This window comes from Cupriavidus sp. 05T42 (assembly GCF_056396345.1).
Genome location: NZ_JBFTLH010000002.1, coordinates 136,070 through 151,674 on the forward strand (window position 1 = coordinate 136,070; position 15,605 = coordinate 151,674).

A 15,605-nucleotide genomic window follows, 5' to 3' on the forward strand; every position below is an offset into this window, starting at 1 on the left:
TCGATCGTTTAGAATGCCGGGCTGGTTCGGGAAGAATGGGACCTCCCGCAGTTCCGCTCCAGTCTATTTGCAGGCCTTTTATGATCGATCAAAAGAACCGGCTGTCGAAGATGGCCGACTTCCTGGTGTTTGCCTTCCCGGTGCTGATTTTGTGCGTGCCGCGTGGCGCAGGGGTGTTCCTTGCTGGCGTGGGGCTGTTGATGCTGGCCGGCTGGCGCCAGATGTTGCCGGCCTGGCGCGAGCACGCCGCCGTGCTGCGGCCGCTGGCCTTGGCCGTGCTGGGCTTCGTCGCGGTCTACCTCGTCTCGAAATTCGTTCACGGCACCCCTTGGGATGTGCTCGATAATCCATCCCGGGTCATCCTGTCCGTGCTGACGTGCTGGCTGATCGTTCGCGCGGCGCCCAATCCCGCCGTGCTCTGGCGCGGGATCACCCTCGCCCTGGTCCTGGCCTTGCTCATTGTGGCTTACCAGCGGTTCGCGCTGGCCGAACTCCGGCCATCGGCCTGGACGCAGGCGATCGCCTTCGCCAACATGGTCGCGGCGATCGGGCTGGTGGGCTTTGCCCGCCCCGGCGACAGCCGTCGCGCCCATGCCACGGCCTGGTTCAACGTGCTGTGTGCGATGGCGATCCTGATGCTCAACGGCACCCGGGGCGCCGCCGTGGCCATGCTGCTGACCGTGGTGCCGATGCTGCTGATCCGCTACCGCAGGTTCACGGTGCGCATGTTCGCCATCGCGATCGCTACCGTGGTGGTTCTGGCGGTCGGGGCGTATTCGATTCCGGGTAACCCGGTTTCGCAGCGTGTCGACGAGGCCGTTGCGGAAATCCACCAGTTCGAAAAGGGCAATATCGAAACCTCTGTCGGCGTGCGCCTGAAGATCTGGCACATCGGCATGCAGTACTTCAGCGAGCATCCGTGGAGCGGGGCGGGAGTGGGGCAGTTCGCTCGGATCCTGCATGCCGCGCCGTTCTGCCAGCAGACCAAATCACTCGCCTGTGTGCTTGAACATGCACATAACGATCTTGTGGAGGCTGCGGCGACGACGGGCCTCCCCGGATTGCTGGCGATGCTGGGGCTGTTTCTGGTGCCGGCGGGGCTATTCTTCAGGGCCCTGCTGGCGTGCAGCGCCGCGAATAGTGATCGCGGTGTGAGCCTGGCGGGCGCCGGGCTCGGTGTTGTGATGGCCTCGCTGCTCTCCGGCCTGACCCAGGTAACGATGGCGCATCAGGCCAACGTGGTCTTCTATGCCGGCTTCATCGGCCTGCTGCTGGGACTATCCGGCCGCGAGGTCTATGCGGTGCGCGGCCTGAAGGCGGGCGCCGCCGCGGCAAGCATGCCGTCCCGCGGCGTGAATCGCGTCAATCTCGGCAGTATCTAGGAGGGGTTCCGGCTACCGCGGCGCAATGGAGATGGCAGCGGCGCCGACCCCACCCGCGCCTTCTCCGGCAGCTTGTACATCGTGCCCGGCACCGACGTCAGCAGCGTATTGATCTGCACGACGTCTTCCTCGCTGAGCACTGCCGTCGACGCCTTCAGGCGCAGCCCGTTCATGATCGTGTCGTAGCGGGCCTTGGCCAGGTCGCGGCGGGTCGAGAACAGCTGCGCCTCGGCATTCAGCACATCGATATTGATGCGCACACCCACCTCGTAGCCCAACTGGTTCGATTCCACCGCGCTCTGTGCCGAGCGTTCGGCCGCTTCGAGCGCCTTGACCTGCGCTAGCCCGTTGGACACCCCCGAGTACGTCTGCCGCGCAGTCTGCGCAGCCGTGCGGCGCGCGAATTCGAGGTCGCTGGCGGCCTTGTCGGCCAGCGCCAGCGTCTCCCGCACGCGCGACTGGATCTGTCCGCCGGCGTAGATCGGAATGCTCAGTTGCACGCCGACCACGCCCGAGTTGTAGCGGCTGCCGACATTGCTGAGCTGGGTCGCCGTGCCCTGCGCATTGGTATAGCCATACGACGCGACGAGGTCGACGGACGGCAGGTGGCCGGCCCGGGCCTTGTTCGATTCCCGCTGGGCGGTCTCGAGGTTGTAGCCGGCAACGCCGACCTGAAGATTGGTCTGCTCCGCCTGCGCGGCCCAGGCGTTCACGTCGGCGGGCATCGGGCCCGGAATGGCGGCCTCGGCGCGCAGCCCCATCAATTCGTCGACCGGCTTGCCAGTGATCTGCTGCAACGACGCGCGTGCCACTTCGAGCGCGCTTCGGGCCGAAATCTCGGTGGCCGTGGCCAGGTCGTACCGCGCCTGGGCGTCGTTGGCATCGGTAATGGTGGCCGTGCCCACCTCGAAATTGCGCTTGGCCTGCTCGAGTTGCTCGCCGATGGCCTTCTTCTGGGCGCCGGCCAGGTACAGGTTGTCCTGCGCGGCCAGCACGTCGAAATAGGCCTGGGAGGCCCGCGTGATCAGGTCGAGCTGCGCCTGCTGGAACGTGACTTCGCCGGCCAGCGTGGCCAGTTCGCCCTGCTTGTACGTTTCCCAGCGATCCCAGCGGAACAGCGGCTGCGTCAGTTGCAGCGCCCAGGTGTTGGCGTTGAAGTAGCGCGTGACGTCCACGGGCGAGCTGTAGTCGGCCATGGTGCGCTGCACGCCCGCCGTGCCAAGCACCTGCGGCAGCAGGCCGGCGCGTGCCTGGGGCAGGCGCTCGCGCGTGGCCAGCAGTTGTGAGCGGGCGCTCGCGAACTGGGCGTCATTGGCTTGCGCATCGCGGTAGACCTGGAGCAGGTCCGCCCCCGCAGCGGCCGGAACATGCAGCAGGGCCAGCAGGGACACGGCGAGCGCCAGGGGTTTCCTGGCTGCACCGGGCACGGCGAGAAGCGCGAAACTCATGACATCTCCAGCTCGGCCAGCGCGCGCGCGGCCATCGTTCTTGTTGGTCTACGGGTGATACTGCTGAGGCGAGCGACTTCGGGACTTCGGGATTCAGCGTGACGGCGGGGCCCGGACATCGCCCGGGCCGCCTCCCTCAATACTGCGGAACGGACGGGTCCACCTGCGTGGACCACGCGTGGATGCCGCCAGTCAGGTTGTAGACGTTGGCGTAGCCCTGGCGCTCCAGGAAGCTGGCCACCTGCATGCTGCGCGCACCGTGGTGGCAGATGCAGACGATCTGCGCTTCATCGTCGAGTTCGCCGAGGCGGGCCGGGATCTGGCCCATCGGGATGTGGGTGATGCCGGGCATCGCGGCGGTGCGGATCTCGAGATCCTCGCGCACATCGAGCAGCACCGGCTTGGCGCGGCCGGCGTCAGCCAGCCATTGCGCGAGTTCGGGGGCAGTAATGACCTGCATGGCGGCTCCCGGCGGCTCAGAACTGGAACCGCGACGGCTGGGCAGCGCCTTGCAGCGGCTTGACCAGCGTCTCGAACAGGTTCACCGACTGGTAGCCGGATTCCGAGGTGCGCGTGATGATGCGCGCTTCCATCACCGGCGCGTCACCGACGATGACCGCGATGCGGCCGCCCACCTTGACCTGCGACAGCAGCGCCTGCGGAATCTCGGGCACCGAGCCCGACACGCAGATCACATCGTACGGCGCGGCGGCAGCCCAGCCCTCGGCGCCATTGCCTTCGGCCACTTCGGCGTTGCTCACGCCGGCGGCGGCCAGGTTCTGCCGGGCCAGTTCGGCCAGCTCGGGCACGATTTCCACGGTCAGCACGTGGCGGGCGCGGTTGGCCAGCAGGGCGGCCATGTAGCCGGAGCCGGCGCCGATTTCCAGAACATTCTCATGCTTGCGCACGTTCAGGTCCTGCAGCAGACGGGCTTCCACGCGCGGGGCCAGCATGTTCTGGCCGGCCGGCAGCGGGATCTCCATGTCGACGAAAGCCAGCGCGGCGTATGCCTGCGGCACGAACTGCTCGCGCTTGACCACGGCCAGCAGGTCCAGGATTTCCTGGTCCAGGACGTCCCACGGACGAATTTGCTGTTCGATCATGTTGAAGCGGGCTTTTTCGAGATCCATCTTGCCTTTTCCTTCCAATTCCAGTGCTTGCGGAGAGCCCGCCATTTTACCCCTGCGGACTGCCGCAGGATGTTTACAGATTATTGGCAACGACTTGCGCGGGGCCAGTTGTTGCGCGTTGGCACACGGCCGGCGCTCAGCTGTCCTCGCCGCCAGCCCGCTCGGCCGCCTGGGCGGCCAGCATTTCATCCCGGATCTGTTCCCAGACCCAGGGGCCGGACTTCGCCGGCAGCGGCGTGTCCCGGGCCGGGCCCGTGGTCAGGCCGAACAGCAGCATCTGGATCAACTGGTCCACGAACGCCGCCGGATCGATCTCCTGCACCGCCACCTGGCTGAACGCGCGCTGCCACAGCATCAGGAAGACCAGCGGGGCGCAGATCAGCGTGGTGGCGGGGTTTGCCGGGGTCTCACGGAACTCCCCGCGCGCCGCGCCCCGGGCCAGCACACGGGCGAACAACTCGTCGCCGGGGCCCATCACTTCGTCCTGGTAAAACTGGGCGATGTCCGGGAAATTGCCCGATTCGGCCATGATCAGCTTGGTCAGCCCGGCGGCGCGCGTGGCGCCGATCAGGCCCCACCAGCCCAGCAGCAGCTCGCGCAACAGTTCGGGCGTGGACCCTTCGTAGGTCTCGACCAGATCGATTCCCCGGGCCAGCGCCGGCACCATGTTCTCGCGCACGACGGTCTTGAACAGCTCTTCCTTGTTCGCGAAGTACAGGTAAACAGTGCCTTTCGAGACACCTGCGGCGGCGGCAACGTCCTCGAGCCGGGTCGCGGCGTAGCCGCGCTCCACGAACAATTCCAGCGCGGCCGCCACCAGCTCCTGCGGGCGCGCGGCCTTGCGCCTGTGCCACCGGCGCGCGTCGGGATCTTTCTTGGGCGAGAGTTCGGTCACAGGGCAGGGATACGCGAGACGGCGGCGCACGTCCGCGTGGCGGCGCCGCATCGAAATTAAATAACTTGTGGGTCAGTAATGTAGAGGAGCGGTCTTGAGCGGTCAAGCCAGCACCCATCCCGCATTGTGACGCATCCGGCGCAGGTTGCGCTTTGTTGCAGGTTGGACGGGACGGCTCAGGCAGAATGACGCCTTTCGCGTACCTTTCCCGATGTCTTGCATGACGACATCTGCGCCTGAACCTTGAGCATGGCCTGCCAGTCTGACTTTTCCTGCCGCGATGGTTGCGGCGCCTGCTGCATCGCGCCGTCCATCACGTCGCCCCTGCCGGGCATGCCGCACGGCAAGCCGGCGGGGCAGCCCTGCGCGCAGTTGCTGCCCGACATGCGCTGCGCGGTGTTCGGCCAGTCGGAGCGCCCGGCGTTCTGCGGCGGGCTGCGCCCTTCGGCCGAGATGTGTGGCAACTCCCGCGAGGCGGCGCTGCACTGGCTGACCCGGCTCGAGGTGCTGACCGCGCCATCCACCGTTGCCGCCTGACTGGCATCAGGCCGCAGCCCGTCTTTTGGAGGTTCTACGATGATCGCGATGACACGCCGGCGCTGGCTGGCGGCCGCAGGCATCGCCACGGCAACTGCCGCCACCGCCTGGCTGGCGGCCTGCAGCGGGTTCATGAACGAATACACGTTCTCGCAAAGCCAGCTTCAGTCGGCGCTTGAACGCAAGTTTCCGTTCAACAAGCGCTATATGGAGTTGTTCGATATCCAGCTCGCCAACCCGCAGTTGGCGCTGGACCCCACGCGCAACCGCGTGACCGTGCAGTTCGACGCCACCATCGACAACCGGCTGTTCTTCCGCCAGCCGCTGACCGGCCGTTTCGCGCTGGACAGCGCGTTGCGCTACGACCCGCCGTCACACTCGCTGGTGCTACAGGACCCCGAGGTGCGCCAATTCGACGTGCAGGGCATGCCGGCACAGTTCTCGCGTCAGCTCAATGCGCTGGGCGGGATCCTGTCCGAGCAGCTGTTGCAGGGCTACCCGCTGTATACGTTCAAGCCGGAGCAGTTGCGGCTGGCTGGCGCGCCGGCGGAGCCCGGTACAATCACGGTCCTGCCGGACGGCATCAACGTCAAGATTAATCGTCCGTAAACACGGTTTCCCAATAATAATGCCGAGGGTTCGCGCATCCCCGCGCGGACCGAACCGCGCCTGACCTCTCCTGAATCCGCATGGATATCGCACTTGCCCTGAAAGCCGTGATCCTCGGCATCGTCGAAGGACTGACCGAGTTTCTCCCCATCTCCAGTACCGGCCACCTGATTCTTGCCGGCCAGTTGCTCGATTTCAACGACGAGAAGGGCAAGATCTTCGAAATCGTGATTCAGTTCGGTGCGATTCTGGCGGTGTGCTGGGAATTCCGGCGCAGGATTGGTGCGGTGGTCAGCGGCCTCGGTTCCGATCCGAAAGCCCAGCGGTTTGCGATCAACGTCATTGTGGCCAGCGTGCCGGCCATCGTGCTGGCACTGATTTTCGGCAAGTGGATCAAGGCCCATTTGTTCAATCCGATGAGCGTGGCCATGGCGTTTATCGTCGGCGGCGTGGTGATTTTGCTCGCCGAATGGCGCGACGCACGCCGGGGTACGGTTTCGCATCCGCAGGGCAATGCGCTGCTGGAAGCAGCCAAGGCCGGGGCGCCGCGCATCGAATCGGTGGATGACCTGAACTGGCGCGACGCGCTGAAGGTCGGCCTGGCGCAGTGCTGCGCGCTGGTGCCCGGCACGTCCCGCTCCGGCGCTACGATTATCGGCGGCATGCTGTTTGGCCTGTCGCGCCAGGTGGCGACCGAGTTCTCGTTCTTCCTGGCCATTCCGGTGATTTTCGGCGCCACGGTCTACGAGCTGTACAAGGCGCGCGCGCTGCTCTCCGCCGACGACCTGGGGATTTTCGGCATCGGCTTTGTCTTCGCGTTCCTGTCGGCGTTCCTGTGCGTGCGCTGGCTGTTGCGTTTCGTCGCCACGCACGATTTCAAGCCATTCGCGTGGTACCGGATTGTCTTCGGGATTATCGTGCTGGCCACGGCGTGGACCGGGATGGTGTCCTGGCACGCTTGAGGTAAGCGGAGCAAATAAAAAAGGCGTGGTCTCTATCGGCCACGCCTTTTTTGTTTCTGCTGGTGCCCCAGCGATCAACGCTTGCGGAACACCACGTCCCAGACGCCGTGTCCGAGCCGGACGCCGCGCTTCTCGAATTTGGTCACGGGCCGGTAATCGGGCCGCTCGGCAAAACCGCCCTCGGCCTGCGAGGTATTTTCCAGGGCCGGTTCGCCCGACAGTACTTCCACCATCTGGTAGGCATACTCCTCCCAGTCCGTGGCGCAGTGGAGATAACCACCGGGCTTCAGGCGGCTGGCCAGCAGCTTGACCAGCGGCGGCTGCACCAGCCGGCGCTTGTTGTGCTTCTTCTTGTGCCAGGGGTCGGGGAAGAAGATATGCACGCCATCGAGACAATTCTCAGTCAGCATGTGTGCGATGACCTCGACCGCATCGTGTCGCATGATGCGAACATTCTCAATGCCACGCTCGCCGGCCAGCTTCAGCAAGGCGCCAACGCCGGGCTCGTGCACCTCGCAGCCCAGGAAGTTGTCCTGCGGACGTAGTTGGGCGATGTGCGCGGTGGTCTCGCCCATGCCGAAGCCGATCTCGAGGATGGCCGGGCCCGAACGGCCGAAGGTGGCCGTCCAGTCGAGCGGCGTGGGCGCATAGGGCACGATGAAGCGCGGGCCAAGGTCGTCGATGGCGCGCTGCTGCCCGGTGGAGGTGCGCCCGGCGCGCCGCACGAACGAGCGGATGCGGCGCGGATGCGCAACGTCATCGCCGGGTTGGCGCGGGGCATCTGACGTGGCCTCGGCGTCGTCGGCCGGCTTCGGTTCGGTACTGGCGTCTTGGGGGAGCATGGCAACAAAAAGCCGCCGGGCGGAGTGCCGATCGGACTATCGACCGGGTGCCAGAGGCGGCTTGTTCAATCAGGGGTGGAGCGGGCGATGGGAATCGAACCCACGTCTTTAGCTTGGGAAGCTAAGGTAATGGCCATTATACGACGCCCGCTATGGCTACAGGGGCAGGATTGTAGCACGGTTGGGGGATTCGTCCTGCCTCCGGGTTGCTCCTGATGCGTTGGTGAGCATGTCGTGCCTGCCCCATCGACAGGCCAGACTGGCTGTTCGCCGCGCGTGCCAATTGATGGAAAAATAAGGGCAAGCCGCAAGGCCGAAATACCGAAGGAGAGCGAGGTAGAATGCGTCACTTTGGTAGTGGACGGTGATAAAGAAGAATGGATAAACAAACGCAGAAGTTGTTCCTTTTGGCGGTTTTCCTGGCATTTGTGGCGCGGGCGTCAGCATTTGTCAGTCCGACTTTCAATGTCGACGATTTGTGGTATTGGGCGAGAGATTTCGATTTCGTCACAAGTACGGTCGCATTTCGGGAAGGCCGTTTTTTCGGGCCCTGGCTGTATGAATTCCAATATGCGCTCGGCGTGAATGCGCCGCGCGCTTTCGCCTTTTCCGCAGCCTTTTTGACGGCATGCCTTGCCGTGACTTCCACAATGGTCTGCCGCATTTGGAAGATTGAAGGCAATGCCATGGCCTCTGTCCTGGCCGTGGCAGTCCTGACCTTGCATCCGTATCAGACCGACTTATATACATGGAAGCTCGCCATGCTGAGTGGCGGCATTCCATTCGTGATGACGATGTGGGCGCTAATCATTGCGCCCCGAGGTGCCCTGCAATTTGCCGGCGCGCTTGTCTTGATCGTATTGGCATTCGGGATCCATCAGATTCCGCTGGAATATGCCGCCGCCGCCCTGGTGTTGGCTGTGCCGATCCATTTGGCCCGAGGCAATTTCGTCTTGCGGGAATGGCTGCGAATGGTGGCAGCCCTGACGGTCGGGACGATCTTGTATGTCATCGTGGCCAAGCTCACGATTTACTACACCACCCATTTCGAGAGTGTCGGTCGGGATAGTTTGATTGTGCTGTCCGATCCGATGCTAGTGGTGGATCGTGTCGAAGAACTGGTAGGGATGTTCCTCCTGAATGACCCGCTCACCGGATGGCTGACGCGCGTCATTCTGGGCGTGCTGCTGTTGACGGGTTGCGTTGGCGTGTTCTGTGCGCCGGGAACGCCGATCGGCCGCAAATTTCTCGTACTGTTTTGTCTGATCGCAAGCCTTGCTATCGCTTTCCTATGCGTAGTTGCGTTGACGGTCGTGCCCACTGCCTGGATGCCCGCGTTTCGTAATTTGATGTCGGCCAATCTGCTCTGGGCTGCGGTTATTGTCGTTGCGTATCTATTGAGTGCCGTCCGTATCAGGAAGGTGGTTGTCGGATTGGTTTGCCTCGTGCTTTTCGGATTTATGGGAACAAACGGGGAAATCCTGAGCGATCAACAACGCGCGAACAGCCGCGATGTTGTGCTGATGAGCCGCATCAGCAGCGATATCGAGAAGCTGCCTGATTTCGCCAGGATCAAGGCGCTGGCCTTTGTCGGGACGAATACCGCGCCGCTCAAGAATCTCAGGACCGGCTCCGATTTCTCTGTCGGCTGGTATAACTACGGCACCACGCTGTCGGTTTTCTCGGTATGGTGGCCGGGTTATCTGGTGGCGCTCTACAACGAAGTGAATGGCTCAGGCATGGCGTACGTCCAGAGTGAAGCCGCCCTGACCACCGCCTATCAATATTGCGCAGCCAACAAGATATGGCCTGGACAAGGCGCAATCAAATCGATGGGGGACTGGGTGATCGTATGTGTGGGCCCTTACAGGGAACCCGAACCCGGGCGCTTTGAGCCAGAGTCAGAATCAGAATAAGCGTGATGCACGATCAACCGCCGCGCTCGCGGAAAGGCATCTCAATCAGGCGGTAGCGCAATGCCGCCAGGGGCGACACTGACGGGGCTTACCATCCCGTCAGACCAGGCGCAGAATGTCATCCATTATCCGCATCCGGATTTCGCCGTGCACCTCGCCCCCGCCCAGCGCTTCAATGCCGAATTCCTGCCGCGCATCATCGCGCGCATTCACGCGTTGTCTCGCGGCACGCTTCAGACCGAGGTGCGGCCGGCCGATCGCCCGCATCTGCCGGCCTGCCTGCGGGTCTCCGGGGCCGCGCGGGCCGGCGGCGGGCGCTATGCGCATCCGCTGGACATCACGCTGTCATGGGATGGCTACGAGGTGGAGCGGCTGTTCGAGATCGGCGGCGAAACGCGCTTTGCCGCCTACCTGGAGGCGCTGCCTGCCAAGCTCGATGCCTGGCAGGATGCCCGCCAGCTCGATCTGAACACCCGCACCCAGGCCGATCCGGCGGTCTTGATCGGCGGGCTCGATTTCGAGCATCTGGTTCGCTAGCCCGCGCGGGGGCTCAGATGACCAGCCGGCAGACGGCCGATTCGGCCTTGCCTGGCGCCAGCCACCGCAGCCCCTCTCCATGCCCGATCGCGTTGGGCAACCCCAGCCACGGCTCCACGCAGTAAAAGTCAGAATCTTCTCGCTCGGACCACGTCGTGATCGCGTGCCATGGCGCGCGCCCCGGGACGTTGAGAACGAAGTCGATCTCGCGCGCCGGCATTTGCAGCCGCAACGTGCCCGGCCCGCGCAGGATGTGGAAGGTGTCCTGCAGCCGGGCGTCATCCAGTCGATAGGTGCGCTCGCCCGGTTCGGCGCCGGTCAGGCCGCCGTCCGGGGTCTGTCGCACGCGGTCTGCGGGCGGCAGGGACAGGCGGGTTGCCGATCGCTGCGTGTGAGGCAGCGCGAAGTAGAAATGATGGCCGGCGTACCACGGCAGCGGCGCCGAGCCCGTGTTCCTGACTTCTAGCTCGACCTCCAGCCCTTCGGGCACGAGCCGGTAGGTGGCCGTGAAGACAAAGGCGAACGGATAGCCCGCCTGCGTCGCCTCGGACGATGTCAGCGTCATGCTCACCGCAGACTCGGAGAAATCCGATACCTCGAACGCCATGTCGCGGGCAAAGCCGTGCTGCGGAAGCTCGCGCACCACGCCGTCGGCATCGCGCCATTTCCCCGGTTCGCCATCGACAAAATGCCGGCCGATGAATGGGAACAGCAGCGGGTTGCCGCCGCGCACCTTGGCCACGCGGGACCAGTCGGCATCGTCTGGCCAGTAAAGGATGTCCTGGCCGCGATGGACCCATCGCACCAGCCGGCCGCCATGCGCCGGTGCCAGCAGCAGGTAGTTGTCACCCGTGCCAATGCGCACCAGATCCTGCCCTTGAAAACGTTCCATGCCGACCTGCGCCATGCGCCTGCCTCCCGCAGAAATTCGGAAAACCCCGAGGGTATCGCAACTTCCCGCCGGTATCCCTTTGGGGTGGCCCGCATCGTCCCCCACAGACTTTTCTCATGTGCGCCCGCGCGACACGGCTGTTGTCGACCAGAGTTTGAGAGATTTCTTCCTCTACCGCGATCTCGGCATTGCCGATGCTACGCACGGCATTCTTGCGATTCGGCATTCGCTAATCGGCCATGTGGATCGTCTCGCGCACCAGCGGATAGACCTGCGACTCCCAGTGCTTGCCGTTGAACACGCCGTAGTGGCCCACGCCGGTCTGGATGTGATGCATCCGCATGTAGGGCCGCACGTTCGTGCACAACTCCTGCGCCGCCATGGTCTGGCCGATGGCGCAGATGTCGTCGCGCTCGCCCTCCACGGTGAGTAGCGCGGTGCGGCGGATGGCCTGCGTGGCCACGCGCCGGCCGGCCACGTCGAGCAGGCCCTGTGCGAGCAGAAATCGCTGGAATACGAGGCTCACGGTCTCAAGGTAGAACTCGGCCGTGAGGTCCATCGTGGCGAAGTACTCGGCGTAGAAGGTCTGGATGGCATCGGCCTTGTCGTGCTCGCCGCGTGCGCGCAGGTCGTAGAGATCGCGCAGGGCCTGCTCGTGGCGCTCCCGGTTCATGCTCATGAATGCGATCAACTGCACGAAGCCCGGATACACGCGGCGCGTGGCGCCCGGAAAGCGCCACGGCACGTAGCCGATCAGCGTCGATTCGAACCATTCGATGGGCCGGCTCATGGCCAACTCGTTGACCTTGGTCGGATTCACGCGCGCGTCGATCGGGCCGGCCATCAGCGTCAGGCTTGGCGGCTGCGCCGGGTCGCCGTCCTCGGCCATCAGCGCCACTGCGGCCAGCGCTGCCACGGTGGGCTGGCACACGGCCATCAGGTGGGTATGGCCGCCCAGCGCGTGCAGGAAGGTGATCAGGTGCTGCACGTATTCATCGAAGCCAAACCGTCCGTACAGCACCGGGACGTCGCGCGGGTTGTGCCAGTCCGTAATGTAGACGTCATGGTCGCGGAGCATGGTTTCCACCGTGCCGCGCAGCAGCGTGGCGAAGTGGCCGGACATCGGCGCCACCAGCAGCACGCGCGGCTGCGCGGGTGCGCCTTCGCGGCGGAAACGCAGCAGGGTGCAAAACGGCGTGCGCGTGACGATTTCCTCGACCACCGGTACCTCGCCGCCATTCACGCGCACGCTATGGATGGCGAATGGCGGCCGGTAGTGGGTCAGGCGGGCCAGCGCCAGCACCTCGCAGGCGGCGCGGACGGATCTCAATGGTTCGCATTCGTCGGCGCCCGGATAGCCGGCGATCAACGTGGCAGCGATATCGGCCAGGGAGCAGGCCGGCTGCATCATGTCCGCGTAGGTCTGGTAGGCCTGATAGAGCATTGCTCGATTTCCTCCGCGGCATGGCGCCTCGCCTGATGTAATCGTAGTGCGCCGCAATATATATGCCACCGATAATTGAACTTGGCACGCCGCTTGCGCGTGGCGAGTGGCATGACAAGCAGGAAGGAGGGAGTGCGGCAAGGGGCGCTTCCGCAGGCCATGCGCCACATCCGGTGGCGGGATACGGCCTCGGACTGGTGCCGGGCCGCGCACCGCGCGGGTGCTTGGCGATGCGGCATCCGCCACCGATACTGCAAACGATGCATCGCGCACTGGCCCCGGGGGGCCGAGGAGGCATGATGGCGAAGACCACGCTGACCATCAGCAGCAAGACCTATTCGTCCTGGTCGCTGCGCGGCTGGCTGCTGGCCCGGTTCGCGGGCCTGGAGTTCGAGGAAGTACTGGTGTCGCCCGAAGATCCGGCGGCGCGTGCCGAAATCCTGCTGCTGTCGCCGTCGATCCTCGTACCCTGCCTGCGCCATCAGGGCGTGACGGTCTGGGACACGCTGGCGATCGCCGAATACCTCAATGAGATTCGTCCCAAGGCGGGACTATTGCCCGACGATCTCGTCGCGCGCGCCCACTGCCGCGCCATCTGCGGCGAGATGCATTCCGGTTTCGCGGCGATGCGCGCCGCCTTGCCGATGAACCTCAAGGGGCATTTCCCCGGGCTCAAGGTCTGGTCGCGCGCCCAGGCCGACATCGACCGGATCGTCGCGATCTGGACCGAGTGCCTGACCCGCTACGGCGGCCCATTCCTGTTCGGCGAGCGCCGCACGATGGCGGACGCGATGTACGCGCCCGTGGTCACGCGCTTCGTCACCTACGGCGTGATGCTCGATCCTGAGCCGGTGGCCTACTGCAAGGCCATCCTCGCCATGCCCGAGATGCAGGAGTGGATCAGCGCCGCGCGCGAGGAGCCCGACGAGATCAGCGAACTCGACGTCGAATTCTGATCCTTTCCGATCCTTCTACCAGCTCTAGGCGGCCGCCGTCCTCGCCAGATAGGTGGCCGCGTAGGCAAAGTACCAATCCAGGCAGTCCGGATTGGCCATCGCGTCGCGGTTGGCAATCTGCTCCGGCGGATGGCCGAGCAGCAGCTTCTTGATCGGCACCTCCATCTTCTTGCCGGACAGCGTGCGCGGCACGCCGGGCACCTGCACGATGTCATTCGGCACATGACGCGATGACAGCCCGGCGCGAATCCGCGCGCGCAGGGTATCGCGCAGCGCCTCATCGAGCACACTCCCCTCGCGCAGCACGACGAAGAGCGGCATGTACGACTCGCGGCCCAGGTATTCGAGGTCGACCACCATGCTGTCGAGCACCTCAGGCAGTTCCTCCACCACGCGGTACAGCTCGCCGGTGCCCATGCGGATGCCATGCCGGTTGATCGTGGCGTCCGAGCGGCCGTAGATGATGGCGCCCCCGCGCGGCGTGATGCGGATCCAGTCGCCGTGGCGCCAGGCGTTCGGATAGGTGTCGAAGTAGCTGTCGCGGTAGCGCTTGCCGTCGGCATCGCCCCAGAGGTAGAGCGGCATCGACGGCATCGGCTCGGTACAGACCAGCTCGCCCACCTCGTCGATCACCGCCCGGCCTTCTTCGTCGAAGGCTTCCACCTTGGCGCCCAGGCAGCGGCACTGCATCTCGCCCGCGTACACCGGTAGCAGCGGACAGCCCGCCACGAACGAGCCGGCGAAGTCGGTGCCGCCGGACATCGGCGCGAGCCAGATGTCGGCGCGCACGTGGCGATAAATCCACGCATAGGCCTCTTCGGGCAGCGGCGAGCCGGTGGAGCCCAGCCCGCGCAGCCGGGACACATCGGCAAAGGCGGCCGGCTCCAGCCCGGCTTTCATGCAGTTGGTGAAAAACGCGGCGCCGGCGCCGAACATCGTCACGCGCGCGTCATCGACGAAACGCCACAGCACGCCGGCGTCCGGCCAGGCGGGGTTGCCGTCGTAGAGCGCCACGGTGGTGCCGAGCAGCAGGCCGCCCACCTGCGCGTTCCACATGATCCAGCCGCTGCTGCTGTACCAATGGAAGACGTCGTCCGGGCCGAGGTTGTTGTGGAACGCCAGGAGCTTGAGCTGCTCGATGACGATGCCGCCGTGGCCATGGACGATCGGCTTGGGCATGCCGGTGGTGCCGGACGAGTAGACGATCCAGAGCGGGTGGTCGAACGGCACCGGCTCGATCCGCAGCGGCACCGCGTGCGCCAGCACGTCCGCCCAGTCGTGGCGGCGGACCGGGCCGGCGGTGTCGATCTCACTGCCGATGGCCGGAATCAGCACGAGGTCGGTCAGCGAGGGCAGGGCGGCGACCAGATCGGCGATCACCGGCGCGCGGTCGTAGGTCTTGTCGCCGTAGTGGTAGCCGTCGACGGCAATCAGCACCTTGGGCGCGATCTGGCGGAAGCGGTCGATCACGGCCACCTGGCCCATGTCCGGCGCGCAGCCGGACCAGACCGCGCCCAGGCTGGCCGTGGCCAGGAAGGCGACGATGGTAGCCGGCACGTTGGGCAGGTAGCCGGCCACGCGGTCGCCCGGCGTCACGCCCATCGCGCGCAGGGCATGGGCGAGGGAGGCCACCTGGGCTTCCAGGGCATCCCAGCTCACATCGGCCAGCGGCTGGGCTTCGCCGGCATGGCGGATGGCCGGGCGCTGGCGCGCCTCACCGGTGCCGGCGTGGCGGAAGACCTGCTGGACGTAATTGAGCGTGGCGCCTTCGAACCAGCGCGCACCGGGCATGGTGCGGCGGTCCAGCACGCGCTCGGCGGGGGTATCGAAATGGACGTCGAAGTAGACGCGGATGGCGTCCCAGAACGCCTCGATGTCGGTGACCGACCAGCGCCAGAGGCTGTCGTAGTCATCGAAGGCGAGGCCGCGCTCGCGGCGCAGCCATGTGATGAAAGCGGCCAGCTGGCTGCTCTCGGCAAAGTTGGCGGACGGCGTCCACATCAGCTTTCCGGATGCCACGGTCATGCCTGTCTCCTCCTCGACCCGTCTGCGCGG

15 protein-coding genes, 1 tRNA gene and 1 pseudogene are annotated in these 15,605 nt (G+C 65.2%); 8 read left to right on the forward strand and 9 right to left on the reverse strand.

The window, feature by feature from the left end; genetic code table 11:
• The first annotated feature begins 80 nt into the window (after nt 1–80).
• On the forward strand, nt 81–1,382 hold the full coding sequence (locus AC1EJR_RS02675) for an O-antigen ligase family protein (protein ID WP_477104841.1): 1,302 nt from the start codon (nt 81–83) through the stop codon (nt 1,380–1,382).
• Here AC1EJR_RS02675 and AC1EJR_RS02680 read toward each other — a convergent pair.
• From AC1EJR_RS02680 to AC1EJR_RS02695, 4 genes are all read right to left on the reverse strand, one after another.
• Nucleotides 1,379–2,830 (reverse strand): TolC family outer membrane protein, encoded by a 1,452-nt coding sequence (locus tag AC1EJR_RS02680; RefSeq protein WP_441645189.1) that lies wholly within the window; start codon nt 2,828–2,830, stop codon nt 1,379–1,381. The genes AC1EJR_RS02675 and AC1EJR_RS02680 overlap by 4 nt on opposite strands.
• A gap of 136 nt (nt 2,831–2,966) precedes the next feature.
• Complete coding sequence (locus AC1EJR_RS02685; protein ID WP_092290575.1) at nt 2,967–3,290, reverse strand: rhodanese-like domain-containing protein; 324 nt, start codon at nt 3,288–3,290, stop codon at nt 2,967–2,969.
• 16 nt (nt 3,291–3,306) lie between these two features.
• Complete coding sequence (locus AC1EJR_RS02690) at nt 3,307–3,960, reverse strand: protein-L-isoaspartate O-methyltransferase family protein (RefSeq protein WP_092290573.1); 654 nt, start codon at nt 3,958–3,960, stop codon at nt 3,307–3,309.
• A gap of 136 nt (nt 3,961–4,096) precedes the next feature.
• Nucleotides 4,097–4,855, reverse strand: a complete 759-nt coding sequence (locus AC1EJR_RS02695; RefSeq protein WP_255370676.1) for a TetR/AcrR family transcriptional regulator — start codon at nt 4,853–4,855, stop codon at nt 4,097–4,099.
• A 249-nt stretch (nt 4,856–5,104) separates the two neighbouring features.
• Between AC1EJR_RS02695 and AC1EJR_RS02700 the strand changes: the two genes are divergently transcribed.
• From AC1EJR_RS02700 to AC1EJR_RS02710, 3 genes are all read left to right on the forward strand, one after another.
• Nucleotides 5,105–5,392, forward strand: a complete 288-nt coding sequence (locus AC1EJR_RS02700) for a YkgJ family cysteine cluster protein (RefSeq protein ID WP_441590645.1) — start codon at nt 5,105–5,107, stop codon at nt 5,390–5,392.
• A 39-nt stretch (nt 5,393–5,431) separates the two neighbouring features.
• Nucleotides 5,432–6,001: a DUF1439 domain-containing protein gene (locus tag AC1EJR_RS02705; RefSeq protein ID WP_092290567.1), complete on the forward strand. Its 570-nt coding sequence runs from the start codon at nt 5,432–5,434 to the stop codon at nt 5,999–6,001.
• Between the two features lie 80 nt (nt 6,002–6,081).
• Nucleotides 6,082–6,963: an undecaprenyl-diphosphate phosphatase gene (locus tag AC1EJR_RS02710; protein ID WP_441590643.1), complete on the forward strand. Its 882-nt coding sequence runs from the start codon at nt 6,082–6,084 to the stop codon at nt 6,961–6,963.
• A 74-nt stretch (nt 6,964–7,037) separates the two neighbouring features.
• Here AC1EJR_RS02710 and trmB read toward each other — a convergent pair whose 3' ends face one another.
• A complete protein-coding gene (gene trmB, locus AC1EJR_RS02715; RefSeq protein ID WP_092290563.1) occupies nt 7,038–7,805 on the reverse strand; it encodes a tRNA (guanosine(46)-N7)-methyltransferase TrmB in 768 nt (255 codons plus the stop codon).
• 76 nt (nt 7,806–7,881) lie between these two features.
• A tRNA-Gly gene (locus AC1EJR_RS02720) sits at nt 7,882–7,956 on the reverse strand.
• A 226-nt stretch (nt 7,957–8,182) separates the two neighbouring features.
• On the opposite strand from AC1EJR_RS02720, the gene AC1EJR_RS02725 reads away from it, so the two are divergent.
• A complete protein-coding gene (locus AC1EJR_RS02725; RefSeq protein WP_454757254.1) occupies nt 8,183–9,721 on the forward strand; it encodes a hypothetical protein in 1,539 nt (512 codons plus the stop codon).
• A gap of 147 nt (nt 9,722–9,868) precedes the next feature.
• Nucleotides 9,869–10,258 (forward strand): DUF5594 family protein, encoded by a 390-nt coding sequence (locus AC1EJR_RS02730; protein ID WP_092290561.1) that lies wholly within the window; start codon nt 9,869–9,871, stop codon nt 10,256–10,258.
• A 13-nt stretch (nt 10,259–10,271) separates the two neighbouring features.
• Here AC1EJR_RS02730 and AC1EJR_RS02735 read toward each other — a convergent pair whose 3' ends face one another.
• On the reverse strand, nt 10,272–11,165 hold the full coding sequence (locus AC1EJR_RS02735) for an aldose epimerase family protein (RefSeq protein WP_477112825.1): 894 nt from the start codon (nt 11,163–11,165) through the stop codon (nt 10,272–10,274).
• A 64-nt stretch (nt 11,166–11,229) separates the two neighbouring features.
• Here AC1EJR_RS02735 and AC1EJR_RS02740 point away from each other — a divergent pair.
• Nucleotides 11,230–11,358, forward strand: a pseudogene (locus tag AC1EJR_RS02740) (cupin domain-containing protein); the annotation flags it as partial.
• 21 nt (nt 11,359–11,379) lie between these two features.
• On the opposite strand, the gene AC1EJR_RS02745 reads toward AC1EJR_RS02740, so the two are convergent.
• Entirely contained in the window at nt 11,380–12,594 is a 1,215-nt protein-coding gene (locus AC1EJR_RS02745; RefSeq protein WP_092290557.1) for a polyhydroxyalkanoate depolymerase, read from the reverse strand.
• A 299-nt stretch (nt 12,595–12,893) separates the two neighbouring features.
• Between AC1EJR_RS02745 and AC1EJR_RS02750 the strand changes: the two genes are divergently transcribed.
• The gene (locus AC1EJR_RS02750) at nt 12,894–13,550 is read left to right on the forward strand and encodes a glutathione S-transferase family protein (RefSeq protein ID WP_092290555.1); all 657 of its coding nucleotides are present in this window, start codon (nt 12,894–12,896) and stop codon (nt 13,548–13,550) included.
• Nucleotides 13,551–13,574: 24 nt separating this feature from the next.
• Here AC1EJR_RS02750 and AC1EJR_RS02755 read toward each other — a convergent pair whose 3' ends face one another.
• Nucleotides 13,575–15,575, reverse strand: coding sequence for an acetoacetate--CoA ligase (locus AC1EJR_RS02755; protein WP_477112826.1), 2,001 nt, complete (start codon nt 15,573–15,575; stop codon nt 13,575–13,577).
• Between the last annotated feature and the right edge of the window lie 30 nt (nt 15,576–15,605).